Source organism: Aquincola sp. J276 (genome assembly GCF_024700035.1).
GTDB lineage: Bacteria > Pseudomonadota > Gammaproteobacteria > Burkholderiales > Burkholderiaceae_C > Aquincola > Aquincola tertiaricarbonis.
In genome coordinates this window covers 1-20,418 of record NZ_JAJONC010000001.1, presented here as the reverse complement: position 1 = coordinate 20,418, position 20,418 = coordinate 1, and the positions used below count along the sequence as shown (strand labels likewise).

Genomic DNA, 20,418 nt, shown 5'->3' with positions numbered 1-20,418 from the left:
CATGGCCCGCTTCTTCATCGACCGACCCATCTTCGCCTGGGTCATCGCCATCGTCATCATGCTGGCCGGCGTGCTGTCGATCCGCTCGCTGCCGCTGGAGCAGTACCCGGACATCGCGCCGCCGCGCATCTCGATCAACGCCACCTACACCGGCGCTTCGGCCAAGACGGTGGAGGACTCGGTCACGCAGGTGATCGAGCAGCAGCTCAAGGGGCTGGACAACCTCACCTACATGCAGTCGACGAGCAGCTCGTCGGGCACCTCGCGCACCACGCTCACCTTCAACGCGGGCACCGACCCGGACGTGGCGCAGATGCAGGTGCAGAACAAGCTGCAGCAGGCGATGTCTCGGCTGCCGCAGGCGGTGCAGAGCCAGGGCGTGACCGTCACCAAGGCGGGCAGCGACTGGCTGCTGATCATCAACTTCATCTCGGCCGACGGCAGCATGTCGAACGTCGACATCGGCGACTACGTCACCACCAACCTGCTGGACATCGTCAGCCGCATCGACGGCGTGGGCGAGGCCCGCACGCTGGGCACCGGCTACGCCATGCGGCTGTGGCTCGATCCCGCCAAGCTCGAGAAGTACGGCCTGATGCCGTCCGACGTGGCCACCGCCATCAATGCGCAGAACGCGCAGGTCTCGGCCGGCCAGCTGGGCGCGCTGCCCGCCACGCCGGGCCAGATGCTCAATGCCACCATCACCGCGCGCAGCAAGCTGCAGACGGTGGAGCAGTTCCAGAACGTGGTGCTCAAGAGCAGCCCCGACGGCGCGCTGGTGCTGATGAAGGACGTGGCCCGGGTGGAGCTGGGCGCCGAGAACCTCACCATCACCACGCGGCTCAATGGCCAGCCGGGCGCCGGCCTGGGCGTCATCCTGTCCAGCGGCGCCAATGCGCTGGACGTGGCCGAGGCGGTCAAGGCCAAGATCGAGGAGCTGCGGCCCAACTTCCCGCCCGGCCTGACGCCGGTGCTCAACTACGACACCACGCCCTTCATCAGCGCTTCCATCGACGAGGTGGTCAAGGCGCTGTTCGAGGCCATGCTGCTGGTGGTGCTGGTGATGTTCGTGTTCCTGCAGAACCTGCGGGCCACGCTGATCCCGGCGATCGCGGTGCCGGTGGTGCTGCTGGGCACCTTCGGCGTGCTGGCGGCCTTCGGCTACTCGATCAACACGCTGACGATGTTCGGCCTGGTGCTGGCCATCGGCCTGCTGGTGGACGACGCCATCGTGGTGGTAGAAAACGTCGAGCGGGTGATGCGCGAGGAGAAGCTGCCCGCGCTGGAGGCCACGCGCAAGTCGATGGAAGAGATCACGCCGGCGCTGGTGGGCATTGCGCTGGTGCTGTCGGCGGTGTTCATCCCGATGGCCTTCTTCGGCGGCTCCACCGGCGTGATCTACCGCCAGTTCTCCATCACCATCGTGTCGTCCATGGTGCTGTCGGTGCTGGTGGCGCTCACGCTCACGCCGGCGCTGTGCGCCACCTTCCTCAAGCCGCATCCGCATGGCGAGGGTGGCGAAGGCACGCCGCGCCGCGGCCCGCTGGGCCTGCTGGACCGCCTGTTTGCGCGCTTCAACCGTGGCTTCGACCGCACCGCCGACAGCTACCAGCGCGGCATCGGCGGCATCATCAAGCGGCCCAAGCGCATGCTGGTGGTGTACCTGGCCATCGCCGCCGGCATGGCACTGCTGTTCGCGCGGCTGCCCACCTCCTTCCTGCCCGACGAGGACCAGGGCATCCTGCAGGCGCAGATCAAGCTGCCGCCCGGCGCCACCGCCGAGCGTGCGCAGGCCGTGCTGCGCGAGGTGGAGGCCTATTTCGCGCAGCAGCCCGACGTGCTCACCTTCGGCTCGGTCAGCGGCCTGGATGGCGACCAGGCCTCGGCCCGCGCCTTCCTGCGCCTGAAGGACTGGAGCGAGCGGCCCAAGCCCGAGCAGAGCGCCTCGGCCATCGCCCGCAAGGCCACGCGCGACCTGTCGCGCATCCGCGATGCGCAGATCTTCGTGGTGCTGCCGCCGGCGGTGCGCGGCCTGGGTTCCAACGCCGGCTTCAACTTCTTCCTGAAGGACGTCAACGGCCTGGGGCACGAGGCGCTGCAGCGCGCACGCCAGCAGTTCGTCGACCTGGCGGCGCAGCGCAGCGAGCTCTCGCGCACCCGCGCCAACGGCCTGGACGACACCGCCGAGTTCGTGGTGGACATCGACGACCGCAAGGCCGGCGCGCTGAGCCTGGCCACCGCCAACATCAACAGCACCCTGTCCAGCGCCATGGGCGGCACCTACATCAACGACTTCCTGGAGAACGGCCGCGTCAAGCGCGTGTACATGCAGGGCGATGCACCCTTCCGCATGGCACCCGACGACTACCGCCAATGGACGGTGCGCAACAACGAGGGCCGCATGGTGCCCTTCAGCGCCTTCGCCAGCCACCGCTGGGGCTTCGGCTCGCCGCAGCTGCAGCGCTACAACGGCAGCCCGGCCGAGGAGATGGTGGGCGACGCAGCGGTGGGCGTGAGCTCGGGCACCGCGATGAACATCGTCGAGGACCTGGTGAAGGAGCTGCCGCCCGGCATCGCGCTGGACTGGACCGGCGCCTCCTTCCAGGAGCGGCTGTCGGGCTCGCAGGCGCCGCTGCTGTATGCGGTGTCCATCCTGTTCGTGTTCCTGTGCCTGGCGGCGCTGTACGAGAGCTGGTCGGTGCCTTTCTCGGTGATCCTGGTGGTGCCGCTGGGCGTGCTGGGGGCGCTGCTGTTCACCTCCGCCCGCGGGCTGACCAACGACGTGTACTTCCAGGTGGGCCTGCTCACCACGGTGGGCCTGTCGTGCAAGAACGCGATCCTGATCGTGGAATTTGCCAAGCAGCTGCAGGAGCAGGGCAAGTCGGTGGTGGAAGCCACGCTGGCCGCGGTGCGGCTGCGGCTGCGGCCCATCCTGATGACCTCGCTGGCCTTCGGCTTCGGCGTGCTGCCGCTGGCCATCGGCACCGGCGCCGGCGCGGGAGGCCGCCAGTCCATCGGCACCGCGGTGCTGGGCGGCATGGCGGTGGGCACGGCGCTGGGCATCTTCTTCGTGCCGCTGTTCTTCGTGCTCATCCGCAGCTTCTTCGCCAGGCGCAAGGCTGCCCGTGCCGAAGCCACGCCGCCGGCCAAGCTGGAAGGGAGCCACGCATGAATCGGCTGACCCTGCTCCCCGCGGCCCTGGCCGCCGCGCTGCTGGCCAGCGGCTGCGCCAACCTGGCGCCGCCCTACAGCCGGCCCGCGGCACCGCTGCCAGCCGACTGGTCGGCCGCGGTGCCGGGCACCGTGCCGGCGGCCAGCGCGCCGCAGGACGTGCCTGCCGCATCGGCCCCCACATCACCCGCTGCGCCCAACCAGGCCAATGCGCCGGGGCCGACCGTGGCGGCCGATGCCGCCGCCGCGCTCGCCTGGCGCGAGTTCTTCACCGAGCCGCGGCTGCGCAGCACCATCGAGCTGGCGCTGGCCAACAACCGCGACCTGCGGGTGGCCGCGCTCAACATCGAGCGGGCGCGCGCGCAGTTCCGCATCCAGGAGGCGGCCGGCCTGCCCGCCGTCAATGCCACCGGCAGCGGCAACAACCAGCGCCAGCCGGCCAGCGTGTCAGCGAGCGGCGAGGCGCGCACCACCAGCACCTACAGCGCGCAGCTGGCCATCTCGGCCTACGAGCTGGACTTCTTCGGCCGCGTGCGCAACCTCAGCGACGCGGCGCTGCAGACCTTCTTTGCCACCGAGCACAACCGCCGCACCACGCAGATCGCGCTGGTGGCCGACACCGCCACCGCCTGGCTCAACCTGGCCGCCGACCAGCAGCGGCTGCTGCTGGCCCGCCAGACGCTGAAGGCCCGGCAGGACGCCTACGACCTGACGCGCCGCGCCTACGAGCTGGGCGGCCAGTCGGGCCTGACGCTGGCACAGGCGCAGACCACGGTGGACAGCGCCCGGGTGGACGTGGCCGCCTTCACCACGCAGGTGCAGCAGTCCCGCAATGCGCTGGAGCTGCTGGCCGCGGGCCCGGTGCCGACGGCGCTGCTGCCCGACGGCGCCATCGAGCGCCCGGTGGCCGCCCTCGTGGAGCTGCCGGCCGCGCTGCCCTCCAGCGTGCTGCAGCAGCGGCCCGACGTGATGGCCGCCGAGAGCCTGCTGCGTGGCACCCAGGCCAGCATCGGCGCGGCACGGGCGGCCTTCTTCCCGCGTATCACGCTCACGGCGGCGGCCGGCGTGGCCAGCGGCGAGCTGTCGGCGCTGTTCGGTGGCGGCAACGGCGCCTGGAGCTTCGTGCCCTCGATCAGCCTGCCCATCTTCAATGCCGGCAGCAACCAGGCCAACCTGGACGTGGCCACCGCCCAGCGCGACATCCAGCTGGCCACCTACGAGAAGACGCTGCAGGTGGCCTTCCGCGAGGTTGCCGATGCGCTGGCCCAGCGCAGCACGCTGGCCGAGCGGCTGGCCTCGCAGCAGTCGCTCACCGAGGCCACCGGCCGCACGCTGCAGCTGTCTCAGGCGCTGTTCCGCAGCGGTGCCTACAGCTTCCTGGAAGTGCTGGATGCGCAGCGTTCGCTCTACACCGCGCAGCAGGCGCTGATCACGCTGCGGCTGGCCGAGCAGGCCAACCGGCTCACGCTGTACCGGGTGCTGGGCGGCGGCTGGCAGGAGGGCACGGGCGGTTGAAGGCCACGCGCGGCGCGGGCGGTGCTTTACACCGCGCCAACCTCGGCGTTTCCGGCTTGGCTTAGCATTTCGCCCATGTTCCGCACCGCCTCATTGCGCGTCCGTCCGTTGCAGTCGTCCCCCCTGGTCGCGGCCCTGCTGGCCGTGGCGCTGCTGGCCAGCGGCTGCGCCGCCACGCAGAAGCAGCGCCACACCACCTACGAGACCTTCCAGTCGGACGACACGCATGCACGCCGTTTCGACGTCAGCGATGCGCAGGCCTGCGAGGCCGCGCGGCGCGCGCTGCTCAGCCAGGGCTACCTGGTGGGCCAGGCGAAGAACGACTTCGTCAACGGCCGCAAGAACTTCCAGCCCGAGCGCGAGACGCATGTGGAGATCGACCTGCGGGTGGTGTGCGCCCCCGAGGGCGGCGACAACACGACGGCGGTGGTGTTCGTCAGCGCGCTGCAGGACCGCTACACGCTGAAGAAGAGCAGCACCTCGGCCAGCCTGGGCGTGGGCGCCATCGGCTCGCTGTCGCTGCCGTTTTCCGCCAGCGACGACTCGATGGTGAAGGTGGCCAGCCAGACCATCGCCGACGCGGTGTTCTACGAGCGCTTCTTCGCGCTGATCGACCGCTACATCGACCGCACCGGCCCCACGCCTGCCACCGCCGCCTCGGCGGCCGCGGCCGACCACTGAAGCCGCCACCGATGCGACGCCGCCTGCTGGCCCGAGCCGCCGCCGCGCTGGCCGGGGCCCTCGGGCTGCTGGCCTTGATCCTGGCCCTGAACACCTGGCGCCAGCCCTCGCGCCAGGTGGCGGTGCCGGCCGTGGCGCCGGTGGCGGTGGATGCGCAGGCCGTGGCCGGCCGCCTGGCCGCCGCGGTGCGGCTGCGCACCGTGTCCGTCGACGGCCAGCCCGATGCAGCCGCGGCCGAGTTCCTGAAGCTGCACGACTGGCTGGCCGCCAGCTATCCGCAGGCCCACGCCGCGCTGCGCCGGGAGACCGTGGGCGGCTACAGCCTGCTCTACACCTGGACGGGCACCGATGCCGGCGCGCGGCCGATGATGCTGATGGCCCACCAGGACGTGGTGCCCATCGCACCCAACACCGAGCGCGACTGGCAGGCCGAGCCCTTCGCCGGCACGGTCCGCGACGGCTTCGTGTGGGGCCGCGGCGCCTGGGACGACAAGGGCAACCTGGTGGCGATGATGGAAGCGGTGGAGCTGCTGGCACGCCAGGGCTTCCGCCCGCGCCGCACGCTGTACCTGGCCTTCGGCCATGACGAGGAGACCGGCGGCGAGCGGGGTGCCGCGCAGATCGCCGCGCTGCTGAAGTCGCGCGGCGTGCGGCTGGACTTCGTCATCGACGAAGGCCTGCTCATCACCGACGGCGTGCTCAAGGGCCTGGATGCGCCGCTGGCGCTGGTGGGCGTGGCGGAGAAGGGCTACGTCAACCTGCAGCTGACCACGCATGGCACGCCCGGGCATGCGTCGATGCCGCCGCCGGCCACGGCCATCGGCACGCTGGCGCAGGCGCTGCAGCGCATCGAATCGCAGCCGATGCCGGCCGGCATCCGCGGCGTGGCGGCGGAGATGTTCGCGCGCATCGCGCCGGAGATGTCGGCGCCGATGCGGGTGGTGCTGTCCAACCTGTGGCTGTTCGGCCCGCTGGTGCGCCACCAGCTGGAGCAGGGCCCCAGCACCAATGCGATGCTGCGCAGCACCAGCGCGCTGACGGTGGTGGCCGCCGGCAACAAGGCCAATGTGCTGCCGGGCGAGGCCACCGCCAACGTCAACGTGCGGCTGCTGCCGGGCGACACCGTGGCCGCGGCGGTGGACCATGCGCGCCAGGTGGTGGCGAATCCGGCGGTGGAGGTGGCGACGGCGCCGGGCATGCAGTCGGAAGCCTCGCCGGTCTCGCCCGTCGAGTCACCGAGCTACCGGCTGATCGAACGCACCGTGCGCGAGCTGTTTCCGGGCACGGTGGTGGCGCCAGGGCTGATGATCGGCGCCACCGACTCACGCCACCTGCTGGGGCTGGCGGACCAGGTCTACCGCTTCTCGCCGGTGCGTGCCCGGGCCGAGGACCTGCCGCGCTTCCACGGCACCAACGAGCGCATCTCCACCAGCAACCTGGCCGAGCTGGTGGCCTTCTACCACCGGCTGCTGGTGGCCGATGCGCAGGCCGGCTTGCAGGCCGGCGTCCAACCGGTCAGGTGACCACCGTCGGCGTCTTGCGGCCGGTGATCTCGGCGATGCGGGCCACGTTGCGCGCCACTGCGATCAGCGGCGCCAGCGCGGCCTGGGTGTCCTCGCCCTGCCGGGCCACGTCGGCCTCGTAGCGCTCCAGGTACACCCGCAGCGTGGCGCCTTCGGTGCCGGTGCCCGACAGGCGGAACACCACCCGCGAGCCATCGTCGAACAGGATGCGCACGCCCTGCTTGGCCGACTTGCTGCCGTCCACCGGATCGACGTAGCCGAAGTCGTCGGCCTGCCTCACCCGCCGGCCTTCCAGCACCTGGCCGGCCAACTGCGGCAGCTGCGCGCGCAGGCCGCTCATCAGCTTGTCGGCCGCGGCGGTGTCGATGCCTTCGTAGTCGTGGCGGGAGTAGTAGTTGCGGCCGTACTGCGCCCAGTGCGACCGCACCAGCTGCTCCACCGACTGGCCGGTGGCCGCCAGCACGTTGAGCCAGAACAGCACCGCCCACAGGCCGTCCTTCTCGCGCACGTGGTCGGAGCCGGTGCCGTAGCTCTCCTCGCCGCACAGCGTCACCTTGCCGGCGTCCAGCAGGTTGCCGAAGAACTTCCAGCCGGTGGGCGTCTCGTAGCAGGGCACGCCCAGCGCCGCGGCCACGCGGTCGGCGGCCATCGAGGTGGGCATGGAGCGGGCGATGCCGGCGATGCCCTCGGCATAACGCGGCGCCACCGTGGCATGCGCGGCCAGCAGGGCCAGGCTGTCCGACGGCGCCACGGGGAAGTTGCGGCCCACGATCATGTTGCGGTCGGCATCGCCGTCCGACGCAGCGCCGAAGTCGGGCGCGTCGGCCGCCGCCATGTGGGCGATCAGGTCCTCGGCATTCACCGGGTTGGGGTCGGGATGCAGGCCGCCGAAGTCCTCCTTCGGCTCGGCGTTCACCACCGTGCCGGCGGGCGCGCCCAGCACGCCTTCGATCAGCGCCCTGGCATAGGGGCCGCCCACCGCCCACATGGCGTCGTAGCGCATGCGGAAGCCGCCGGCAAACAGCTTGCGGATGGCATCGAAGTCGAAGCACTCGGCCATCAGCGCGGCATAGTCGGCCACCGGGTCGATGACCTCCACCACCATGCCTTCGATGCGCCGCTCGCCCAGGGTGTCGATGTCGATGTCGGCCGCGTCGCTGATGCGGTACTGCGTGATCTGCTGCGTGCGGGCGTGGATGCCGTCGGTGATCTTCTCGGGCGCCGGGCCGCCGTTGCCCACGTTGTACTTGATGCCGAAGTCGCCATCGGCGCCGCCCGGGTTGTGGCTGGCCGACAGCACGATGCCGCCATAGGCACCGCGGGCGCGGATCACGCAGCTGGCCGCGGGCGTGGACAGGATGCCGCCCTGCCCCAGCAGCACGCGCCCGAAGCCATGGGCCGCCGCCATGCGCAGGATGACCTGCACCGCCTGGCGGTTGTGGAAGCGGCCGTCACCCCCCAGCACCAGCGTGCTGCCCTGCGCCCCCTCCAGGCCGTCGAACAGCGCCTGCACGAAGTTCTCGAGATAACGCGGCTGCTGGAAGACGGTGACCTTCTTGCGCAGCCCGGAGGTGCCCGGTTTCTGTCCGTCGAATGGTTGGGTGGTGTGGGTGACGATGGTCATGGAAGCTCCTGGACCCGGGCCTGGAATGGACTGCGTGGCGTCCGGTGTCGTCGATTGTGAGGGGGCCGCCCGGCGAAGCCTGGCTTGAGCAAACGGCAAGCCCGTGCGCGGGCAGCGGCATGGTGCGGCGGCTAGGATCGGTGCCCCTTTCCATGCCGCCTTCCTGGCCGCCACGCAGGTTACATGCTCGTATCGGATGGTCTGCCCCCGCCCGCCCGCACCCATGCCATGGCCGCCATCATCCTGGGGCTGGTGCTGGCGGTGCTGGACGGCACCATCGTCAACCTCGCGCTGCCCGGCATCGCCCGCGACCTGAACGCCACCGCCGCGCAGGCGGTGTGGGTGGTCAACGGCTACCAGCTGGCCACGCTGGCGCTGCTGCTGCCGCTGGCCACGCTGGGCGACCGCATCGGCTACCGCCGCGTGTACTTCGCCGGCGTGGCGGTGTTCACCGCCGCATCGCTGGCCTGCCTGCTTAGCGGCAGCCTGTGGGCGCTGGCGCTGGCGCGCGTGGTGCAGGGCATGGGCGCGGCCGGGATCATGAGCGTCAACACCGCGCTGGTGCGGCAGATTTACCCCAAGGCGATGCTGGGCCGCGGCGTGGCCATCAACTCGCTGACGGTGGCCGGCGCCTCGGTGGCCGGGCCGACGGTGGCGGCGGCCATCCTCTCGGTGGCGCCCTGGCCGGCGCTGTTCGTGCTGAACATCCCGCTGGGGCTGCTGGTCATCTTCCTGGGCTACCGGGTGCTGCCGCACAACCCGGCGCCCACGCCGGAACATCCCGCGCCGGCCGCGCCCGCGCCGCTGGACGTGCTGCTCAACATCGCGATGTTCAGCCTGGTGTTCCTGGGCGCCGACCTGCTGGGCGCCCGCCACGGCGCTGCCGGCGGCAGCCTGGCGCAGGGCCTGGGGCTGCTGGGGGCCGGGCTGTTGCTGGGCGCCTTCTACCTGCGCCGGCAATGGCACCAGCCGGCGCCGCTGATGCCCATCGACCTGCTGCGCATCCCGCTGTTCAGGCTGTCCATCGGCACCTCGGTGTGCGCATTCGCGGCGCAGATGCTGGCCTTCATCGCGCTGCCCTTCCTGCTGCTGGACGGCCTGGGCCGCAGCCACCTGGCGGCCGGGCTGCTCATCACCGCCTGGCCGCTGGCCATTGTGGTGGTGGCACCCATTGCCGGGCGGCTGATCGGCCGCTTCCACAACGGGCTGCTGGGCGGCATCGGCCTGGCGCTGATGGCCCTGGGCCTGGGGCTGCTGGCGGCGCTGCCGGCCGTCCCGTCGGATGCCGACATCGTCTGGCGCATGCTGCTGTGCGGCGCGGGCTTCGGGCTGTTCCAGTCACCCAACAACCACACCATCGTCACCTCGGCGCCGCCGCGGCGCTCGGGCGCGGCCAGCGGCATGCTGGGCACCGCGCGGCTGACGGGGCAGACGCTGGGCGCGGTGCTGCTGGCTGGCATCTTCAGCCTGCTGGGCGCGCAGGACGGCCGCGGGGCAGTGGTTGCGCTAACCCTGGCGGCCGGCTTCGCGGCCGCGGCGGGACTGCTCAGCCTGCTGCGTGTGCGGCACGCCGGCTGAAGCCCGCCGCGGTTGGCGGCTTCAGTGCAGGGCCGGCTCGGGCACTGCGCGGGGCTGCGCCGGCCGGGCCCGCAGGGCCACCAGCGCCTCCACCCGGCGCAGCAGCTCGCGGTCGTTCCAGGGCTTGCGGAACAGGCCGTAGAGGCCCTGGCAGTCTCGCACATGGGCCTGCAGCTCGTCATGGCCGGTGATGGCGATGATGGGCAGGTCCTCGGTCTCCAGGCTGCCCTGCACGCTGGCGATCAGCTCCAGACCGCCCATGTTCGGCATCTCCAGGTCGGTGATCAGCAGCGAGAAGAACTCGCCCGGCAAGGCTGCCAAGGCCTGCTGTCCGTCATGGGCCAGCACCACGCGGTAGCCGGCGCCTTCCAGCAGCTTGCGCAGCTTGGCGCGCACCACGGCGGAATCGTCGACGACGAGCAGCGCGGGGGCCGGTGCGGGCGGGGCTGCCGGCGCGGGGCGCGGGGGTCGCCACGAGTGGCGCGCGGCTGGCGGCCGGCGCGGCGGCATGGGGAATCACCTCCGCCGGGCGTGCCCGCCGGGCGATGCCCTCGGTGCGCGAGCCGGCGCTCGGCGGCGCATGGCCGTCGGCGCCGTCCTTGCGGCCCAGCAGCAACAGCAACACCAGCAAGGCCGCCGCGATCAGCGTGGGCACCAGGTAGGGGCCGAAGGCGTTCCAGGCCTGGGACCAGAACAGGTCGAGCGGCGGCAGTCGGACATTCATGACAACGATCCCGAAGACGGCAGGGTGGCCTGTTACTTCGGCGCGGCCAGGCCGGCGCTTGAGACGCTTCGCACATGCACCGCCGCGGTGCGCGGCAGAAGGCAATCCCCTCAAGGTCGGGGTCGACGCCCCGGTTCGCATGGCCTTCAATCGCGGGTCCGCTGCCGAAACCGCCGCCTCACGTGAAGTACGTCATTCCACGCCTCCCCGTCCGTGCCGCTGGCCGCGGTGCGGCGCTGCGCGTGCTGGCCGGCACCGTGCTGCTGGTCGCGGCCGCGGCGGCGCAGGCCATGGCCGCGTCTGGGCAGGCGGCGGCGCCGGGCGCCGACGAGGAGCTGGTGGCCATGCTGCGTGCCGACGCCCAGCGCCACGAGACCGGCAACGGCCTGCCGCGCGATCCCGGCTTCGCCGCCGCGCTGTACTGCCGCGCCGCCAAGCTGGGCGATGCCGAATCGCAGTTCCACCTCGGCTGGATGTACGCCCACGGCCGCGGCGTGGAGCGCCAGGACGGCTGGGCCGCCTGGCTGTTCGAGGCCGCCGCCGCACAGGGCATTCCGCAGGCCCCCAACCAGCTGCGGCTGCTGGGCGGCGCCGCGCCGGTGCAGCCCGAGTGCCTGAAGGACCCGCCGCCGCCGATGGTCGATCCCGCCGTGGCCGCCGCGGCGGAAGCGGCCGCGGCCTCCGCCGCCGCCATCGAGCGCCTAAAGGCCAGCTCGCCCCAGCCCATCGTCGAGATGGTGATGAAGATGGCGCCCGAGTTCGACGTCAACCCAGGGCTGGCGCTGGCCATCATCAAGGCGGAGTCCAACTTCGATGCGCAGGCGCTGTCGCCCAAGAACGCGATGGGCCTGATGCAGCTGATCCCCGAGACCGCCGAGCGCTTCCGGGTGAAGAACGCCTTCGACCCCAAGCAGAACATCCGCGGCGGGCTGGCGTACCTGCGCTGGCTGCTGGCCTACTTCGAGGGCGACGTGAGCCTGGTGGCCGCCGCCTACAACGCTGGCGAAGGCACGGTCGAGCGCTACCAGGGCGTGCCGCCCTACAACGAGACCCGCGCCTATGTGAAGCGGGTGCTGGGCGTGGTGGGCGCGCTGGCCCATCCGTTCGACGCACGGGTGACGCAGCCGTCGCCGCGGCTGCAGAAGATCCGCACCGCCGCACAGCCCTGAGCCGGCGCCGCCGCGCCGCGCCATAAGCGGGGCTTATGCCCTGCGGGCAATTCACGATGCCGCAGGTGGAACGGGGTCCCTAGCATCGGGGCTCGTTGTTCACCCGCCCCCTGTCGGCACCGAAAGGATCTCCCGCATGCGCACTTCGTCCCGCCTGGCCCTTGCCATCGCCACCGCCGCCGCGTTGTGCGGCACCGCCGGTGCCCAGACCCCGCTCACGCTCGACAAGATCAAGGCCAGCGGCGCCATGACGGTGTCGTACCGCGAGTCGTCGATCCCCTTCTCCTACCTCGGCGGCGACACGCAGCCGGTAGGCTTCGGCTGGGAGATTTGCCAGCGCGTGGTGGCCGAGGTGAAGAAGGCCACCGGCCGTGCCGACCTGAAGGTCAACACCCAGGCCGTGACCTCGCAGAACCGCATTCCGCTGCTGGCCAACGGCACCATCGACATCGAGTGTGGCTCCACCACCAACAATTCGGACCGCGGCAAGCAGGTGGCCTTCGCCATCAACTACTTCTACACCGGCACGCGATTCCTGGTGAAGGCGGATTCGGGCATCAAGTCCATCGCCGACCTGAAGGGCAAGAAGGTGGTGTCCACCACCGGCACCACCAACTACCAGTTGCTGCGCCGGCTCAATACCGAGCAGAACCTGGGCTTCGAGCTGCTGGCCGCCAAGGACCATGCCGAGTCCGCGCTGATGGTGCAGAGCGGCCGCGCCGAGGCCTTCGGCATGGACGACATCCTGCTGTACGGCCTGCGTGCCGGCGCGCAGAACCCGGCCGAGCTGGCCGTGGTGGGCGAGGCGCTGCAGGTGGAGCCCTACGCCATCATGGTGCGCAAGGACGACGCGCCCTTCAAGAAGCTGGTGGACGACACCCTGGCCGGCATGATGAAGAGCGGCGAATTCGAGACGCTCTACAAGAAGTGGTTCCAGTCGCCGATCCCGCCGAAGGGCATCAACCTGGCCGCCCCGATGAGCAAGGAGCTGGCCGACAACCTCAAGGCCCTGTTGGACAAGCCGGCCCTGTGAGCGCGTGATGAGCGAAGGCCTGGGCGTGGTGGGGGTGCTGGGCGGCATGGGGCCGCTGGCCACCATCGACTTCATGCGCAAGATGATCGAGGCCACGCCCGCCACCACCGACCAGGAGCATGTGCCGGTGGTGGTGAGCAGCATCCCGCAGGTGGCCGACCGCACCGCCGCCTTCCGCGGCGAGGGCGATTCACCGCTGGCCGCGATGGTGGCCAGCGGGCGCCGCCTGGTGGATGCCGGTGCCGGCCTGGTGGTGATGCCCTGCAACACCGCCCACCTGTGGTGGGAGGCGCTGGCGCCCGCACTGGGCCTGCCGATGCTGCACCTGGTGGATGCGGCGCTGGCCGAATGCGTGCAGCGCATCGGCCGCGGCGCGCCATCGGCCTGCTGGCCACCGACGCCACCATCGCCTCCGGCCTCTATCCCAACCGCACGCCCGAGGGCAGCGGCCTGCAGTGGCTGATGCCCACCGCAGCCGAGATGCTGCAGGGCGTGATGCCCGGCATCGGCGCGGTCAAGTCGGGCCGGCTGCCCGAAGCCCGCGCGCTGCTGCAGCCGGTGGCCGAGGCCCTGGCGCGTCGCGGTGCGCAGGCGCTGGTGCTGGGCTGCACCGAGATCCCGCTCGTGGTGGACGAACGCTCGGCACCGGTGCCGGTGATCGACGCCACCGACGCGCTGGCCCGCCAGGCCGTGGCCTGGTCGATGGCCCAGCGCGTCGCCATGACCGCCTGAGGAGCCCTGCGATGACAAGCCCGACCGCCCTGGCGGGGCCGCGCCATGCCTGCGTCATCGGCGCCGGCATCGTGGGCGCGGCCACCGCCCATGCCCTGGCCGAGCGCGGCTGGCGCGTGACGCTGGTGGACGCCCATGCCCAGCCCGGCCGCGGCGAAAGCCTGGGCAACGGGGCGCAGCTGAGCTACAGCTATGTGGAGCCGCTGGCCACGCCCGACGCACTGAAGAACCTGCCCAAGTGGTTGCTGCTGCCGGACAGCCCGCTGCGCTGGCGGCCGCAGCCGCGCTTCAGCCATGCCCGCTGGCTGAGCGAGTTCGTCGCGGCCTGCCAGTGGCCCACCGTGCGCCGCACCAGCGAGCAGCTGCTGTCGCTGGCCGAGGAGAGCCGCCGCACGCTGCACCGCTGGCTGGCCGCCTTGCCGGGCAGCGCCGAGGCCACGCGCCATACGCAGACCGGCAAGCTGGTGATCTACCGCAAGCCCGAGGCGCTGGCCGACGTGCAGCGGCAGATCGAGTGGCAGCGTGCCTGGGGCTGCGCGCAGGCCATCGTCGGCGCCGACGAAGTGCGGCGGTTGGAGCCCGCACTCGCGGCCACCGGCGGCGGGCCCATCGCCTTCGGCGTGTGGACGGCCACCGAGGAAGTGATCGACGCCGCCCGGCTGGCCGTGCTGCTGGCCCAGGCCAGCGGTGCCACGCTGCGGCTGGGCCGCCCGGTGCAGCGGCTGGTGCGTGATGCCGCCGGCCGCGTGGTGGCGGCCGAGCTGGCGGGCGGCGAGCGCATCGAGGCCGACGCCATCGTGATGGCGGCCGGCCCGGCCACGGTGCAATTGCTCGCCGCTGGGCGCACGGCCGCCCATCGAGCCGATCAAGGGCTACAGCGTCTCATTGCCGATCGTGGACGACGCCGCCGCGCCGCGCGTGAGCATCACCGACAACGGCCGAAAGCTCGTCCATGCCCGGCTGGGCGACCGGCTGCGCGTGGCGGGCTTTGCCGAGCTGATCGGCATGAGCCGCGTGCTGCCGCCAGCGCGCATCGAGGCGCTGTGCCAGTCGGTGCGGGAGACCTTCCCCGGCGCCTGCAGCTTCGACGATCCGCAGCCCTGGACCGGCCTGCGGCCGGCCACGCCGAGCGGCCGGCCGCAGGTGGGCGCCACCCGCTGGCCCGGGCTGTGGGTCAACGCCGGCCATGGCGCGCTGGGCCTTACCCTGTCCTGCGGCAGCGCCAGCCTGCTGGCCGATTTGATGGAGGGCCGCGAGCCGGCGGTGGATCCGACAGCGTTCCGGGTGACGGGCTGAGCGCCGTGCTCAGGCGGCCGGCTCGTCGCGCTGGATCAGCGCCCGGCTGTACCGGAGAAATTCGTCGAGGTGGTCGCGGATGATGGCCACCGTGATCGGCAACTGAAGCTTCGGTACTCGTGCACCGCGATGTTGCGGAAGCCGACCATGCGCTTCATCGCGTCCGCCAGCGCCACATCGATATGGCCGGCCCGAGCCAGCAGGTCGAAGACCTGACGCGCACTCTGCGGCAGGCCAAGTTGGTCGCGCCGGACCAGGTGCTGCCCCATGTCCAGCGCGGCCTCGCAAGCGCGCTGGATGTTCAGGATGGCGGCGTCCTGGCGGGTGAAATCGGTGGCGAAGCTGTCTGGGCCGCGCTCGTATTCCTCCCGCGCACGGCGCACGCAGCGCTCGATCGCAGCAGCCTTGTTCAGCAGGACCTCATTGGCCATAGACGCTGCCCCGACGAAGGATGTCTGCCATCAGCGGCGCGCGCGTTCGTCCAGCGCCAGCATCTCGTTCAGCATGGCCGCCTCCCACATCATGACGTCGTCGTCGCGCCGCCACCAGGTCACGCCCGTGGTCAGCACCTGGTGCTGCATCACGGTGGAGGCAGCACGCATGTCCAGCAGGTCGACATGGCAGCCCGCCACGTCCGCCACCTCGCTGGCCAGCGACCACAAGGCCACCGGCTCGGCATAACCCGGCACCAGCACGGCCAGGTCGAGGTCGCTGTCCGCATCGGCGGTGCCCTGATGCGGCTGCCGAAGGCGTACACCGCCATCAGGTTGGGCAGGCGCTGGCGTAGCAGATGGACGATGGCGTCGGCATTCATGGGCCGCATTGTCGGCCCAGCCGCCGGAGCAGGCCCTGGCGCAGCCCGCTTTTCCGCCCGCCGGCCCGGCCACGGGCGGCCGATGATGCGCACCATGACCCGCGTGTCCATGCTGCGCAGCGATGCACCGACCAAGCCCGCCGCCGGCCAGCCCTGCAACGGCTGCGGCGTGTGCTGCGCGGCCGAGCCCTGCCCGGTCGGCATGCTGGTGAGCCGCCGCCGCACCGGCCGCTGCCGGGCGCTGGTGTGGCAACAGGGCCGCTACCGCTGCGGCATGGTGTCGCACACCGCACGCCACCTGCCTCGGCCGCTGCGCTGGCTGGCACCGGTGGCCCGGCACATGGCCCTGCGCTGGATTGCCGCCGGCAGCGGCTGCGACAGCCTGGCCGAAGTGCAGCCCACCGACCGCGCCTGAAACCGCCCCGCTGAATCAGGCCGCCGCGCCCGCCGCGGCACCGAAGGCCTCGATGAAATCCGCCACCGGCTGCGGCGAGCGCAGGCCCTGCGGCAGCAGCGCACGCACCTCCACCGGTACCTGGCAGCAGCGTGCGCACATGCAGGCTGCGGCTGCGGCTGTCGTGCGCGGTGAAGGAATCGATGATGGCCGGTCCGAAGCCCTGCTCGGCCAGCAGCATCGCGATGTGGTGCGTCTGCACCGTGATGCCCGGCGCCGGCGTGTGGCCCAGCCGGTTCCACTGGTCGGCCAGCATGGCGCCCACCGGGTCGCGCTCGTCGATGCGGATGAAGGGCGTGCGCACCACGTCCTCCAGCGCCACCGTGGTGCGGCGGTCGGCGCGCTCGCCCTGCGGCGTGACGCACACCAGCCGGCCGGTGGCCACCCGCTCCTCATGCACCGCCGGGTGGCCCAGGCTGCCGTAGACGATGCCGACGTCGCCCTCCTGCAGCGCGATGGCGCGGGCGATCTCGCGGGTGTGCAGCGTCTGGATCGACACCGGCCGCTTCGGGTGCCGGCGCCTGAAGCGCTTGAGCGCCGCCGGCAGCACATGCACCGCCAGCGAAGGGACGATCAGGATGCGCAGCTCGCTGTCCTCGCCGCTGCCCAGCGCGGTGGCGATGCGCCGCACCGATTCCAGCTGCGACATCAGCCGCTGCACCTCCGGGTACAGCGACTGCGCCTCGTGCGTGGGCACCAGCCGGTTGCGCTGGCGGGTGAAGAGCGAATAGCCCAGCTGCAGCTCGGCATGCTGCAGCGCCTGGGTGATGGCCGGCTGCGTCACGTGCAGCAGCCGCGCCGCGGCGCTGGCACTGCCGGTGAGCATGATGGCGTTGAAGACCTCGATGTGCTTGAGCCGCATGCGTGTGTGCGCCGATGCCCGCCTCAGCGTTTCAGCTGCCGCACGCGCTGGATGGCCAGCGCGGCGGCGGCGGTGCGGGTCTCGACGCCCAGCTTCGTACACCCGTTCCAGGTGCTTCTTCACCGTGGCGGCGCTGGCGCCGAGGATATCGCCCACGTCGCGGTTGGTCTTGCCCTTGACGACCCAGTACAGCACCTCGGCCTCCCGTGCGGTGAGCTTGAAGGCGAGCATCATGCCTTCCAGCATCGCGGCGTCGTTGGCCTCGCGCAGCACGATCAGCCATTCGTCCTCGCCGGTGCTCTCGTGCAGCGTGAAGTGCAGCCGCCGCGCGCCCTGCACCAGCGAGCCGGCCTGCGAGGCGCTGCCCACCGCGCCGGCGGCTACCGCTGGCGCACCCAGTCCAGCAGCGGCGGCGGTGTCCAGGCTGTCGCCGCCGAACCATTGCTGCAGCATCTGCCGCGCCAGCGCGGTCTGCCACACCAGCCGGCCGTCGCCCGCGCGCACCACCAGCGTGGCATGGCCGAAGGCATCGAGCGCACTGCGGGCCTGGTGCGCCTGCCGCGCGTTGTTCACATGGGCCGCCAGCCGGGCCAGCACCTCGCGCGGGCGGATGGGCTTGGTGACGTAGTCCACCCGCCGGCGGCAAAGGCGGGCCAGCACATGCTCGGTCTCGGTCAGGCCGGTCATGAAGACGATGGGGATGGCCGCTGTGGCCGGGTCGGCCTTGAGGCGGCGCGCCACCTTGAAGCCGTCCATGCCCGGCATCATCGCGTCGAGCAGCACGATGTCGGGCTGCGCCTGCGCCGCGCGCCGCAGCGCGCCTTCGCCATGGTGGCCACCAGCACGGTGTAGCCGCTCGTCCAGCGCGTCGTGCAGCATCGACAGGTTGTCGGGCTGGTCGTCGATGATCAGCACCACGTCGCCGGCGACCTGGTCGAAGGCACTCGTCTGCACTGTCATGACACGTCCGCGGGCCGGGCACCCGGCCGCTCAGAAACTTCCATCGCCAAGCCCTCCCGCACCGCAGTGTCATGGCATCCAGCTGGAAACCTTGCGCCAGCGCACGCATGCGCGCGACGAAGCGGGCCGAGCCGGCATGCGCGGCCTCGATCTCGTCGAGCTTGCGCACGATGCCGCGCGCACGTAGCCCAGGCTCACCAGCTTGTCGAGTTCCTCCAGCTGCGCACGCGGCGGCAGGGGCACGCTGCCACCGTCGTCGGGCGGCGGCGCGTCCGGCGCGGCCTCCAGCACCCGCGGCACCGAAGAGGCCGCCGACACGTCGATCCACTGCAGCTGCAGCCGCCGGCCCAGCCAGTCCAGCAGCTCGCCCACCCGCACCGGCTTGACCATGAAGTCCTCGGGCGTGATGCCCACGTCGTTCTCCAGCCCCTTGTCGAAGGCATTGGCCGAGACGATGGCCGCCGGCGCTGCGCCCAGGCCCTGCGCGCGCAGCCGGCGCAGGGTCTCCCAGCCGTCGATGCCGGGCATGGCCAGGTCCATCAGGATGACGTCGGGCGCCAGGCCTTCCACCCGAGCCAGCGCTTCCTCGCCCGAGGCGGCCTGCGCCACCTCGAAGCCCAGCGGCTCCAGCACGCTGGCCAGGAAGCCGCGGTCCAGCTCCTCGTTGTCCACCACCAGCACCTTGCGGCGCGGCCCGACGTAGCCGGTGCGGCGCTGCTGCACGATGGCCGGTATCGCCAGCGCGGCGCGCATCTCCGGCAGGAACAGGCGGATGGTGAACTTGCTGCCCGCGCCCAGCTGGCTCTTGACGGTCATCTCGCCGCCCATCAGGTCGGTCAGCATCTTGGCGATGGTCAGGCCCAGGCCGGTGCCGCCGCTGGCGGACATGCCGCGGCCGAGCCGCGCATGAAGGGCTCGAACACCCGCTCCAGCTCGGCGTCGCTCATGCCGGGGCCGGAGTCCTCGATCTCGAAGCGCGCCAGCTCCCGCGCCCAGGTCACGCGGAAGGCCACGCGGCCCTGCGCGGTGAACTTCACCGCATTGCCCAGCACGTTGATCAGGATCTGCCGCAGCCGCTTCTCGTCGGCGCGCACCACGTCGGGCAGGCTGTCGGCGATCTGCGGCTCGAAGGCGATGCCCTTGCCGGCGGCCTGCAGCTCGAACAGGCGCGACAGCTCGTGCACGCATCTCGCGGAAGCGCATCGGCTGCGGGGCTGAGGTTGAACTTGCCGCCCTCGATGCGCGCGATGTCCAGCGTGCCCTCGATCAGGCTCAGCAGGTGGTCGCCGCCGCGGCGGATCACGCTCACCGCACGCTTGCGGTGCCGGGCAGGCCTCGTCCTCCTCCAGCAGCTGCGCATAGCCCAGGATGCTGCTTGAGCGGCGTGCGCAGCTCATGGCTGATGGTGGTGATGTAGCGGCTCTTGGCCTGGCTGGCCGCGTCGGCCGCGCGCTTGGCCTCCTGCAGCGCGGCGTCGGTGCGGCGGTGGGGATTCGGCTTCGCGCTGCAGGGCCTGCGTCTGCTCGTGCAGCCCTGCGTCTGGCGATTGGATTCCTCCCGCGCCACCTGCCGGCTCTTGTGCGTGAGCACCAGCCACCAGGCCACGATGCCCGAGACCAGCAGCAGCGCCGCGAAGGCCTTGACGAAGCCCAGCCGCAGCGCCGGCTGCACCGCCACGCCGGCCTCGCCCAGCAGCCGCAGTTCATGTGCATAGAGCGCGCCGAACATAGCGCCAGCACCGGCACCACCATCAGCATGACCATCAGGCAGTGGCCCAGGCCGGAGTCGATCGAAGGCCACAGTGCCCGCGGCATGAGTTTGCGCAGCAGCGCCGCCCATTGCGCCGACAGCCGCACATGGCTTGCACAGGTCGTCGCAAGCGGGCGTCGAGCGAGCAGCACAGCGAGCAGATCGGCCCCTGGTAGGCGGGGCACTGTGCCATATCGGGGTGCTCGTATTCGCGCTCGCAGATGCAGCAGAGTTGCAGGTCGTAGGCGGCTAGCGCCGCCGGCCGCGACCCGGCGCTGTTGCCCTCGGGCACCAGCCGGAAGATGCGCCGTCTCGGCACCACCGGCGGTGGGAGCTGGCGCCGTCGGGGGGTGTTAGGTAGTAACGTCCGCCAGTGGCCCAGGCGATCAGCGGCGAGGGCGACGAAGGCCGTGACCATCGCGATCACCGCCGAGAAGGCCTGCGCCAGCTCGCCGAAGGCGCCCATGTGCGCCGCCACTGACAGCACCGAGGCGATGCCCATCGCACCGACGCCCATGGGTCTACGTCGTACA

At 71.6% G+C, this 20,418-nt stretch carries 19 protein-coding genes and 2 pseudogenes; 11 read left to right on the top strand and 10 right to left on the bottom strand.

What is annotated here, in order from left to right; genetic code table 11:
• Position 1 precedes the first annotated feature (1 nt).
• The 4 genes from LRS14_RS00110 (at position 2) to LRS14_RS00095 (ending at position 6,890) form a co-directional block, all read left to right on the top strand.
• Positions 2–3,172, top strand: a complete 3,171-nt coding sequence (locus tag LRS14_RS00110; protein WP_257798142.1) for an efflux RND transporter permease subunit — start codon at positions 2–4, stop codon at positions 3,170–3,172.
• The gene (locus tag LRS14_RS00105) at positions 3,169–4,686 is read left to right on the top strand and encodes an efflux transporter outer membrane subunit (protein ID WP_257798141.1); all 1,518 of its coding nucleotides are present in this window, start codon (positions 3,169–3,171) and stop codon (positions 4,684–4,686) included. The genes LRS14_RS00110 and LRS14_RS00105 overlap by 4 nt, the downstream gene beginning before the upstream one ends.
• A 108-nt stretch (positions 4,687–4,794) precedes the next feature.
• Positions 4,795–5,367, top strand: coding sequence for a DUF2242 domain-containing protein (locus tag LRS14_RS00100; protein WP_232315430.1), 573 nt, complete (start codon positions 4,795–4,797; stop codon positions 5,365–5,367).
• Positions 5,368–5,378: 11 nt separating this feature from the next.
• On the top strand, positions 5,379–6,890 hold the full coding sequence (locus LRS14_RS00095) for a M20 family peptidase (protein ID WP_257798140.1): 1,512 nt from the start codon (positions 5,379–5,381) through the stop codon (positions 6,888–6,890).
• On the opposite strand, the gene LRS14_RS00090 is transcribed toward LRS14_RS00095, so the two are convergent.
• Positions 6,883–8,514, bottom strand: coding sequence for an alpha-D-glucose phosphate-specific phosphoglucomutase (locus LRS14_RS00090; RefSeq protein WP_257798139.1), 1,632 nt, complete (start codon positions 8,512–8,514; stop codon positions 6,883–6,885). The genes LRS14_RS00095 and LRS14_RS00090 overlap by 8 nt on opposite strands.
• Positions 8,515–8,697: 183 nt before the next feature.
• Here LRS14_RS00090 and LRS14_RS00085 point away from each other — a divergent pair, with 183 nt between their 5' ends.
• Complete coding sequence (locus tag LRS14_RS00085; protein ID WP_404977510.1) at positions 8,698–10,092, top strand: MFS transporter; 1,395 nt, start codon at positions 8,698–8,700, stop codon at positions 10,090–10,092.
• 21 nt (positions 10,093–10,113) lie between these two features.
• Here the strand turns inward: LRS14_RS00085 and LRS14_RS00080 are convergent, their stop codons facing one another.
• Positions 10,114–10,488 carry a response regulator gene (locus LRS14_RS00080; protein WP_257798137.1) on the bottom strand — a complete coding sequence of 125 codons (375 nt, stop codon included), beginning with the start codon at positions 10,486–10,488 and terminating at the stop codon, positions 10,114–10,116.
• Positions 10,427–10,816: a hypothetical protein gene (locus LRS14_RS00075; RefSeq protein WP_257798136.1), complete on the bottom strand. Its 390-nt coding sequence runs from the start codon at positions 10,814–10,816 to the stop codon at positions 10,427–10,429. Before LRS14_RS00075 ends, LRS14_RS00080 begins: the two co-directional genes overlap by 62 nt.
• Before the next feature lie 182 nt (positions 10,817–10,998).
• Between LRS14_RS00075 and LRS14_RS00070 the strand changes: the two genes are divergently transcribed.
• From LRS14_RS00070 to LRS14_RS30545, 6 genes and pseudogenes are all read left to right on the top strand, one after another.
• Complete coding sequence (locus tag LRS14_RS00070) at positions 10,999–11,985, top strand: transglycosylase SLT domain-containing protein (RefSeq protein ID WP_257798135.1); 987 nt, start codon at positions 10,999–11,001, stop codon at positions 11,983–11,985.
• A 136-nt stretch (positions 11,986–12,121) separates the two neighbouring features.
• On the top strand, positions 12,122–13,018 hold the full coding sequence (locus LRS14_RS00065; RefSeq protein ID WP_257798134.1) for an amino acid ABC transporter substrate-binding protein: 897 nt from the start codon (positions 12,122–12,124) through the stop codon (positions 13,016–13,018).
• Positions 13,019–13,025: 7 nt separating this feature from the next.
• On the top strand, positions 13,026–13,481 hold the full coding sequence (locus LRS14_RS00060; protein WP_257798133.1) for an aspartate/glutamate racemase family protein: 456 nt from the start codon (positions 13,026–13,028) through the stop codon (positions 13,479–13,481).
• A complete protein-coding gene (locus LRS14_RS00055) occupies positions 13,367–13,750 on the top strand; it encodes an aspartate/glutamate racemase family protein (protein ID WP_257798132.1) in 384 nt (127 codons plus the stop codon). The genes LRS14_RS00060 and LRS14_RS00055 overlap by 115 nt, the downstream gene beginning before the upstream one ends.
• 11 nt (positions 13,751–13,761) lie before the next feature.
• Positions 13,762–14,523: pseudogene (locus LRS14_RS30550) on the top strand (FAD-dependent oxidoreductase); the annotation flags it as partial.
• A gap of 121 nt (positions 14,524–14,644) precedes the next feature.
• Positions 14,645–15,046 (top strand): FAD-dependent oxidoreductase, encoded by a 402-nt coding sequence (locus LRS14_RS30545; RefSeq protein WP_404977565.1) that lies wholly within the window; start codon positions 14,645–14,647, stop codon positions 15,044–15,046.
• Positions 15,047–15,081: 35 nt separating this feature from the next.
• On the opposite strand, the gene LRS14_RS00045 is transcribed toward LRS14_RS30545, so the two are convergent.
• The 7 genes and pseudogenes from LRS14_RS00045 to LRS14_RS00005 all read right to left on the bottom strand — a co-directional run.
• Positions 15,082–15,477, bottom strand: coding sequence for a type VII toxin-antitoxin system HepT family RNase toxin (locus LRS14_RS00045; RefSeq protein WP_257798130.1), 396 nt, complete (start codon positions 15,475–15,477; stop codon positions 15,082–15,084).
• Between the two features lie 30 nt (positions 15,478–15,507).
• A complete protein-coding gene (locus tag LRS14_RS30075) occupies positions 15,508–15,741 on the bottom strand; it encodes a hypothetical protein (RefSeq protein WP_310740775.1) in 234 nt (77 codons plus the stop codon).
• Positions 15,742–15,856: 115 nt separating this feature from the next.
• Entirely contained in the window at positions 15,857–18,136 is a 2,280-nt protein-coding gene (locus LRS14_RS30540; RefSeq protein ID WP_404977509.1) for a LysR substrate-binding domain-containing protein, read from the bottom strand.
• Positions 18,137–18,205: 69 nt separating this feature from the next.
• Positions 18,206–19,024: a response regulator gene (locus LRS14_RS00020; RefSeq protein ID WP_257798129.1), complete on the bottom strand. Its 819-nt coding sequence runs from the start codon at positions 19,022–19,024 to the stop codon at positions 18,206–18,208.
• On the bottom strand, positions 18,991–19,320 hold the full coding sequence (locus LRS14_RS00015) for an ATP-binding protein (RefSeq protein ID WP_257798128.1): 330 nt from the start codon (positions 19,318–19,320) through the stop codon (positions 18,991–18,993). The genes LRS14_RS00020 and LRS14_RS00015 overlap by 34 nt, the downstream gene beginning before the upstream one ends.
• A 121-nt stretch (positions 19,321–19,441) precedes the next feature.
• Positions 19,442–19,864: a hypothetical protein gene (locus tag LRS14_RS00010; RefSeq protein WP_257798127.1), complete on the bottom strand. Its 423-nt coding sequence runs from the start codon at positions 19,862–19,864 to the stop codon at positions 19,442–19,444.
• Positions 19,865–19,898: 34 nt separating this feature from the next.
• Positions 19,899–20,418, bottom strand: a pseudogene (locus LRS14_RS00005) (hypothetical protein); the annotation flags it as partial.